This window comes from Planomonospora alba, from assembly GCF_039534085.1.
Lineage (GTDB): Bacteria > Actinomycetota > Actinomycetes > Streptosporangiales > Streptosporangiaceae > Planomonospora_B > Planomonospora_B alba.
In genome coordinates, this window is sequence record NZ_BAAAUT010000028.1 from 93751 (window position 1) to 100593 (window position 6843).

General features: G+C 73.5%; 7 protein-coding genes. 2 read left to right on the top strand and 5 right to left on the bottom strand.

The genetic code is table 11. The features are described from left to right. Positions 1-82: 82 nt before the first annotated feature. The 4 genes from ABD823_RS18270 to fbaA all read right to left on the bottom strand — a co-directional run bounded on the left by ABD823_RS18270 (position 83) and on the right by fbaA (position 4299). Positions 83-1009 (bottom strand): glycerophosphodiester phosphodiesterase family protein, encoded by a 927-nt coding sequence (locus ABD823_RS18270; protein WP_344861105.1) that lies wholly within the window; start codon positions 1007-1009, stop codon positions 83-85. Positions 1010-1130: 121 nt separating this feature from the next. Further along, complete coding sequence (locus ABD823_RS18275; protein WP_344861106.1) at positions 1131-2414, bottom strand: adenylosuccinate synthase; 1284 nt, start codon at positions 2412-2414, stop codon at positions 1131-1133. Between the two features lie 196 nt (positions 2415-2610). Then, positions 2611-3030 (bottom strand): DUF3151 domain-containing protein, encoded by a 420-nt coding sequence (locus ABD823_RS18280; RefSeq protein WP_344861108.1) that lies wholly within the window; start codon positions 3028-3030, stop codon positions 2611-2613. A 246-nt stretch (positions 3031-3276) separates the two neighbouring features. After that, positions 3277-4299, bottom strand: coding sequence for a class II fructose-bisphosphate aldolase (fbaA, locus tag ABD823_RS18285; RefSeq protein ID WP_344861110.1), 1023 nt, complete (start codon positions 4297-4299; stop codon positions 3277-3279). A gap of 220 nt (positions 4300-4519) precedes the next feature. Between fbaA and ABD823_RS18290 the strand changes: the two genes are divergently transcribed. Then, on the top strand, positions 4520-4960 hold the full coding sequence (locus tag ABD823_RS18290; RefSeq protein WP_344861111.1) for a hypothetical protein: 441 nt from the start codon (positions 4520-4522) through the stop codon (positions 4958-4960). Positions 4961-4969: 9 nt separating this feature from the next. On the opposite strand, the gene pyrE is transcribed toward ABD823_RS18290, so the two are convergent. Then, complete coding sequence (gene pyrE, locus ABD823_RS18295) at positions 4970-5506, bottom strand: orotate phosphoribosyltransferase (RefSeq protein ID WP_344861113.1); 537 nt, start codon at positions 5504-5506, stop codon at positions 4970-4972. A 247-nt stretch (positions 5507-5753) separates the two neighbouring features. Between pyrE and ABD823_RS18300 the strand changes: the two genes are divergently transcribed. After that, positions 5754-6843, top strand: a 1090-nt coding sequence (locus ABD823_RS18300) for a zf-HC2 domain-containing protein (RefSeq protein WP_344861115.1), incomplete at its 3' end; no start/stop codon positions are given.

Consider the following 6843-nt stretch of genomic DNA (forward strand, 5'->3'; position numbering starts at 1 on the left):
CAGGCGGTCCGGGCCCGGACCGCCCGGCGCCGCCCGTCTCCGGCGGCCCCACCCGGCGTGCCGCGCCGGTCCCCGAGGTGGCTCACACGGTGACGGCGCGTCGCACCCGGGCCGGGTCCGGCAGGCGCAGGCCGCGCTCGGCCCACAGGGCGCGCATCCGGTCGGGATAGTCGGTGACGATCCCGGCCACGCCCAGGTCGAGCAGCTCCGCCGCCCGGCCGGGCTCGTTGACGGTCCACGGGACCACGGGGAGCCCGGCGGCCCCGGCCCGGCGCATGAACTCCTCGTCGACCATCACGTGCTCCGGCGAGACCGCGGTGCCCCCGGCCGCGACCGCGGCGGCCGGGACGTCGCCGCCGAAGTCCGCGAGGTCCAGGCCGTTCAGCCAGACGGGGTCCAGGGTGTCCAGCTCGATCAGGGCGTAGCGCCGCGCCTGCGGGGCGAGCTCCCGCGCGACGGCCAGGATCCGCCAGTCGAAGCTGAGGATCGCCGCTCCGCCCAGCCGGTCGTGCCGGTCCAGCTCGGCGACCACCAGCTCGGTGAACTCGCGTGGATCGGCCGTCAGGTCCGGCCGGGTCGGGTCGGACTTGAGCTCCACGTGCAGCCGCACCCCGTCGGCGCCGTAGGCGTCCACCAGGCCCAGCACGGCGCCCAGCGTCGGCATCCGGGTGCAGGGCACCGGGACCTGGGTGGCGACGAAGCGGTCGTCGGGGTCGCGCGGCAGCCGCAGGCCGCACTCCAGGGTGCGCAGCTGCGCCAGCGTGAGCGCGCCGATCGGCCTGCCCACGTAGGGGAAGAGGGGGTCGCCCGCCCAGGCCGGACCGGTGTCGGCGCTGGTCACGGCGGAGACGGTGAGGTCGTGGGTGAGCACGAGCCGCCGGTCGGCCGTCAGCGCGACGTCGAACTCCAGCGCGTCGACGCCCAGCTCCAGGGCGTGGGCGAGCCCGGGCAGCGTGTTCTCCGGACGGAGCCCTCGGGCCCCTCGGTGACCGTGGATCTCGGCATGCACACCGGGGACACTACCGAGCGGCGCCGCCCGATGGGGGTCCCCGCGAGGCCTTCTTCGCGCCTTCCCCCGCCCGGGTACGGATCCGCACCGGGGCGGGTCCGTACCCGGGGGCGGGGCGGGGTCAGATCAGCGGACGCAGCTGGAGCGTCTCGGTGCGGCCGGGCCCGACGCCGATCGCGGAGATCGGGGCGCCGCTCATCTCCTCCAGGGCCCTGACGTAGGCCTGCGCGTTGGGCGGCAGGTCGTCGAAGGACTTGGCGCCGGTGATGTCCTCCTGCCAGCCGGGGAACTCCTCGTAGACCGGCTTGGCGTGGTGGAAGTCGGTCTGCGTCATCGGGATCTCGTCGTGGCGCACGCCGTCCACCTCGTAGGCGACGCAGACCGGGATCTTCTCCAGGCCGGACAGCACGTCCAGCTTGGTGAGGAAGAAGTCGGTGACGCCGTTGATCCGGGTGGCGTAGCGGGCGATCACCGCGTCGAACCAGCCGCAGCGGCGGTTGCGGCCGGTGGTCACGCCGTACTCGCCGCCGGTGGTGCGCAGCCAGTCGCCCATCTCGTCGGTGAGCTCGGTCGGGAACGGGCCGGAGCCGACCCGGGTGGTGTATGCCTTCAGGATGCCGATCACCCGGCTGATGCGGGTCGGCGGGATGCCCGCGCCCGCGCAGGCGCCGCCCGAGGTGGGCGAGGAGGAGGTGACGAACGGGTAGGTGCCGTGGTCGATGTCGAGCAGGTTGCCCTGGCCGCCCTCCAGCAGCACCACCTTGCCCTCGTCCAGCGCCCGGCTCAGGATCAGCGAGGTGTCGGCGATGTACGGCTTGAGCCGCTCGGCGTAGCCGAGGTACTCCTCCAGGACCCGGGCCGGGTCGAGCGAGCGCCGGTTGTAGATCTTGGTGAGGATCTGGTTCTTCTCGCCGAGGGCGACCTCGATCTTCTTCTGCAGGATGCCCGGGTCGAGGAGGTCCTGGACCCGCACGCCCATCCGGTAGATCTTGTCGCCGTAGGCCGGGCCGATGCCCCGGCCGGTCGTGCCGATCCGGGCCTTGCCGAGGTAGCGCTCGGAGACCTTGTCGAGCGCCTTGTGGTGGGGCATGATCAGGTGCGCGTTGGCGGAGATCAGCAGCCGCTCGGAGGAGACGCCGCGGGCCTGAAGACCCTCGATCTCGCTCAGCAGCACGCCCGGGTCGATGACGACGCCGTTGCCGATGACGGGGACGACGTTCGGCGACAGCACGCCGGTCGGCAGCAGGTGCAGGGCGTACTTCTGGTCGCCGATCACGACCGTGTGGCCCGCGTTGTTGCCACCCTGGTATCTGACGACGTAGTCAACCTTGTCGCCGAGCAGGTCGGTGGCCTTACCCTTGCCCTCATCGCCCCACTGGGCACCGAAGAGAACGACAGCCGGCATCGTTAGTCTCCTACCGCAAAACGAAAACCCCTGGCGCAATCGCGACAGGGGCTCTTGCGTGGAGAGAATACCCGACGAGGTGGCGGAAAGGGGATCACCCCTCGGGCCGAGGGCGGATCCCCGGCGCCCCGGTGACCTTCCCGGCCGGGCGGGCGGCCCGGCGGCGGCCCGCTGGACGGCCGCCGGACGACCCGCTTCAGCGGCCGGCGAGCTCGGCGTAGGCCTCGGCGCTGGAGTCCTTCAGGAAGGTGAGGCAGCGCTCGGCCTCGTCCTTCTCCCCGATGCTCTGCGCGGCCCGCGCCAGCGCGAACAGGCAGCGCAGGAAGCCGCGGTTGGGTTCGTGCTCCCAGGGGATCGGGCCGTGGCCCTTCCACCCGGCGCGGCGCAGCTGGTCGAGGCCGCGGTGGTAGCCGGTGCGGGCGAACGCGTAGGACGTCACCGCGTGGCCCGCCGTGAAGTACTCGTCCGCGAGCGCCGCCCACGCCGCCGAGTGGGCGGGGAAGCTCGCGGCGACGTCGGACGCCTTGGCTCCGGACTCCAGCGCCTGCCTGGCCTCGGGCAGGTCGGGGAGCAGGGTGGGCGGGGGGCCGGCGAGAAGGTTCTCGTGGGATGCCATCAGTCGTCTGGCCCGTCCTCCCGCTCGGTGAGCGGAGGGCGGGCCGTCCCTCCTCTTCGAGGTCTCGTCCGCCTGGTCGCGGCGGGCGGCGCCGGTCCGCGCCGGGCCGCCGCCTCCCCGGGTGGGGAGGGCGCCCCCCGGGGTGCGGGGAGCGCAGAGCCGTACGACAGTCCTACCTGATCGGTGCGGTCAGGCCAAGATCGGCCCCCGGGAAGACCGCCCGGGGGCAGGTGGGCCTCCCGCGGGTCAGCCCAGCTTGGTGCCCGCGGACTTCAGGTGCCGGCACGCCTCGACGACGCGCGCCGCCATGGAGGCCTCGGCGGCCTTGCCGTAGGAGCGGGGGTCGTAGGCCTTCTTGTTGCCGACCTCGCCGTCCACCTTGAGCACGCCGTCGTAGTTGGTGAACATGTGCGCGGCGATCGGGCGGGTGAAGGCGTACTGCGTGTCGGTGTCGATGTTCATCTTGACCACGCCGTAGGAGATCGCCTCGTGGATCTCCTCCAGCAGCGAACCGGAGCCGCCGTGGAAGACCAGGTCGAACGGCTTGTCCTTGCCGAACTTGGCGCCGACCGCCTCCTGGATCTCCTTCAGCACGCTCGGGCGGAGCTTGACGTGGCCCGGCTTGTAGACGCCGTGCACGTTGCCGAAGGTCGCGGCGAGCATGTAGCGGCCCTGCTCGCCGACGCCCACGGCCTCGGCGGTCGCGATGGCGTCCTCGGCGGTGGTGTAGAGCTTCTCGTTGATCTCACCGACGACGCCGTCCTCCTCGCCGCCGACGACGCCGATCTCCATCTCCATGATGACGTTGGCGCGCCGGCACTTGTCGAGGAGCTCCTTGGCGATCTCGAGGTTCTCCTCCAGCGGTACGGCGGAGCCGTCCCACATGTGCGACTGGAAGAGCGGGTCCTGCCCCTTGGCCACGCGCTCCAGGGAGATGTCGATCAGCGGGCGCATGAAGCCGTCCAGCTTGTCCTTGGGACAGTGGTCGGTGTGGAGCGCGACCGTGACGGGATACTTCGCCGCCACGACGCGGGCGTACTCGGCCAGCGCCGTCGCGCCGGTCACCATGTCCTTGACGGTGGTGCCGGACAGGAACTCGGCGCCGCCCGTGGAGACCTGGATGATGCCGTCGCTCTCGGCCTCGGCGAAGCCGCGCAGCGCGGCGTTCAGCGTCTGTGACGAGGTCACGTTGATCGCCGGGTAGGCGAAACCGCCGGCCTTGGCACGGTCGAGCATCTCGGCGTAGACCTCTGGGGTCGCGATAGGCATCGGTGTCAACTCCCTGGAGACGGACAAGTGCAATCGGCCGGGCCTGGCGGGACCCTCGCGGGACACGGCCCGACGGCCAGTATTCCTTTTTCCGTCCCGGCTCGGTAGCTTCGCCACCCTGCGGATCCGGATCACCGTCCCGCCCGCGGTGACCGTCCGCGAGCGCGTCGGAACCCGGGGCGGTCGTGGGACGGCCCCGCCTCCCGCTACCCTCCAGTGTGTGGGACGCCACAGGTCTGACCCGATGGGCATCGCCCGCCTGGCTCTCGCCGGACTCGCGGTGCTGGCAGTGCTGGCCCTGATCGTGTTCGGGGCGCGCTCGCTGATCGGCGCGCTCGACTCCTCGGAGGCGGAGACGGCCGCCCCGTCCGCCCCCGCGGCCGGGTCCTCCGGCGCGTCCGGCGACACGCCCGAGAAGATCCCCACCGTGCTCGTCGAGTGCGTCGCGGAGCGCTGCCCGACGGTCTTCCTGAAGGTCGCCGGAGGCGACGTGCTGCTCAACCGGGAGATGGCCCGCGGCGAGCAGGCGCAGTCCTTCGACGCGAAGGTGGACGTCGTGCTGACCGACGCGTCCACCGTCCGCGTGCGGGTGAACGGCGCCCCCCGCGAGCCCGGCGGCACGGGGGAGCGCCAGGAGTTCACCGTCAGCCGGGAGGAGTAGGGCCTGCCGTCAGGCCAGGCCCAGGTCCGCGAGCGTGTAGGCCGTGCGGTACGGCAGGCCCGCCTCGGCGATGGCCGGGGCCGCGCCCCGGTCCACGATCGTGGCCACCGCCACGACCTCGGCGCCCGCCTCGCGCAGCGCCTCCACCGCGGTCAGCGGAGACCCTCCGGTCGTGGAGGTGTCCTCGACCACCAGCACCCGCCGCCCCGCGACGTCCGGACCCTCGATGCGGCGCTGCATGCCGTGCGCCTTGGCGGCCTTGCGGACCACGAACGCGTCGAGCGCGCGGCCCCGGGCCGCCGCCGCGTGCAGCATGGCCGCGGCCACCGGGTCGGCGCCCAGGGTCAGCCCGCCCACGGCGTCGTAGTCGAGGTCCGCGGTGAGATCCAGCATGACCCGGCCCGCCAGCGGCGCGGCCCTCCCGTCAAGGGTCACCCGGCGCAGGTCCACGTAGAAGTCCGCCTCCTTGCCGGAGGACAGCACGACGCGGCCGTGCACGACGCCCTTGCTCTTGATCTCGGCCAGCAGGTTCTCACGATCGTTCATGGCAACAAGGTTAGGGCCGCACCCGGCGGCGTCCCGCCCGCCTCCCGGGTCCCGCGCGCCCGTCTCCCCGGGGGCCGCCTCTCCGGCCCCCTGCGCGCTCGCGGCCCGTCTCCCCGCCTTCGGCGGGTCGCCCTCCGCGAGGCCCGGCCGGGACCCCGGAGGAAGGTAAAGGTCGGACCAGGGTTTAGCCATCGCGGTTACTGCGGAATGAACCGGCGCGACAGCTTAAGGTAACCGCGAGGTCACAATGAGTGTTGAAACGTCTCAGGGCGACGCCGAGCTGCTCGCCGCGACCCGCGACGGGAACGCGGCGGCGTACGGCGGTCTCTACGAGCGGCACGCGCCCGCGGCCCGGGCCCTGGCCCGTCAGCTCGTCCGGAGCGCGACCGAGGCGGAGGAGGTCGTGGCGGAGACGTTCACCCGGATCCTCGACCTGACCAGGCGGGGCGGGGGCCCCAGGGAGGCCTTCCGCATCCACCTGCTCACCGCGGTCCGCCGCACGGCCTGCGACCGGGAGCGCCGCGGAGAGGCCGGCGGCCCGGCGGCCGGGGCGGAGAGCGGGCCGCCCGACCTCGCGGTGCCCTTCGTCGACCCGGCGCTGAGCGGGCTGGAGCGCTCGCTGGTCGCCCGGGCCTTCCTCGCGCTGCCCGAGCGCTGGCAGCTCCTGCTCTGGCACCTGGAGGTGGAGGAGGCCGACCCCGCCGAGGTCGCCCCGCTGCTCGGCCTGCCGGCCCAGGAGGTGGCCGAGCTGCTCGTCCGGGCGAAGGAAGGGCTCCGCCAGGCCTGCCTGAAGGTGCACCTGACCGGGGCGCACCGCAAGGGCTGCCGCCCGACGCTGTCGAAGCTGGGCGCCTACGTCCGGGGCGGCCTGGCCAAGCGGGAGAGCCGGGTCCTCGACCGGCACATGGAGGGCTGCGCCGACTGCCGGTCGGTGTTCATGGAGCTGACCGACGTCGACCGGGGCCTGCGCGTCATCGTCGGCCCGCTCATCGCCGGACCGGTCCTGGACGGATACCTCACGGCGCTGGACAAGGCCGGGGGCGCCGGGCTCTCCGGCTGCCTCGGCGGTCTGGGGACCGCGGCGGGCTGGGCGCGGCGCTCGTCCCGCGGGCGGCAGCAGGCCGTCGCGGGGAGCGCGGCCGTCATCGCGATCGCCACGGCGACGGCGCTCGTGCTGATGACGTCCGGGGATCCCGCGGTCATCCGGCCGGCCCCGGGCCCCGTGCCGGTCCCGACGAGCCCGCCGCCGATCGTCGCGCAGCCCGAGCCCCTCCCCGACGAGGCGCCGCCCTCCCCGAGCGCGCCCCCCTCCCTCGACACGCCGCCCGCGCCGCCCG

Excerpts from the sequence above, each read along its gene's own strand:
- ABD823_RS18280 (WP_344861108.1), bottom strand. The coding sequence starts at position 3,030 with ATGGCATCCCACGAGAACCTTCTCGCCGGCCCCCCGCCCACCCTGCTC.
- ABD823_RS18275 (WP_344861106.1), bottom strand. The coding sequence starts at position 2,414 with ATGCCGGCTGTCGTTCTCTTCGGTGCCCAGTGGGGCGATGAGGGCAAG.
- pyrE (WP_344861113.1), bottom strand. The coding sequence starts at position 5,506 with ATGAACGATCGTGAGAACCTGCTGGCCGAGATCAAGAGCAAGGGCGTC.
- fbaA (WP_344861110.1), bottom strand. The coding sequence starts at position 4,299 with ATGCCTATCGCGACCCCAGAGGTCTACGCCGAGATGCTCGACCGTGCC.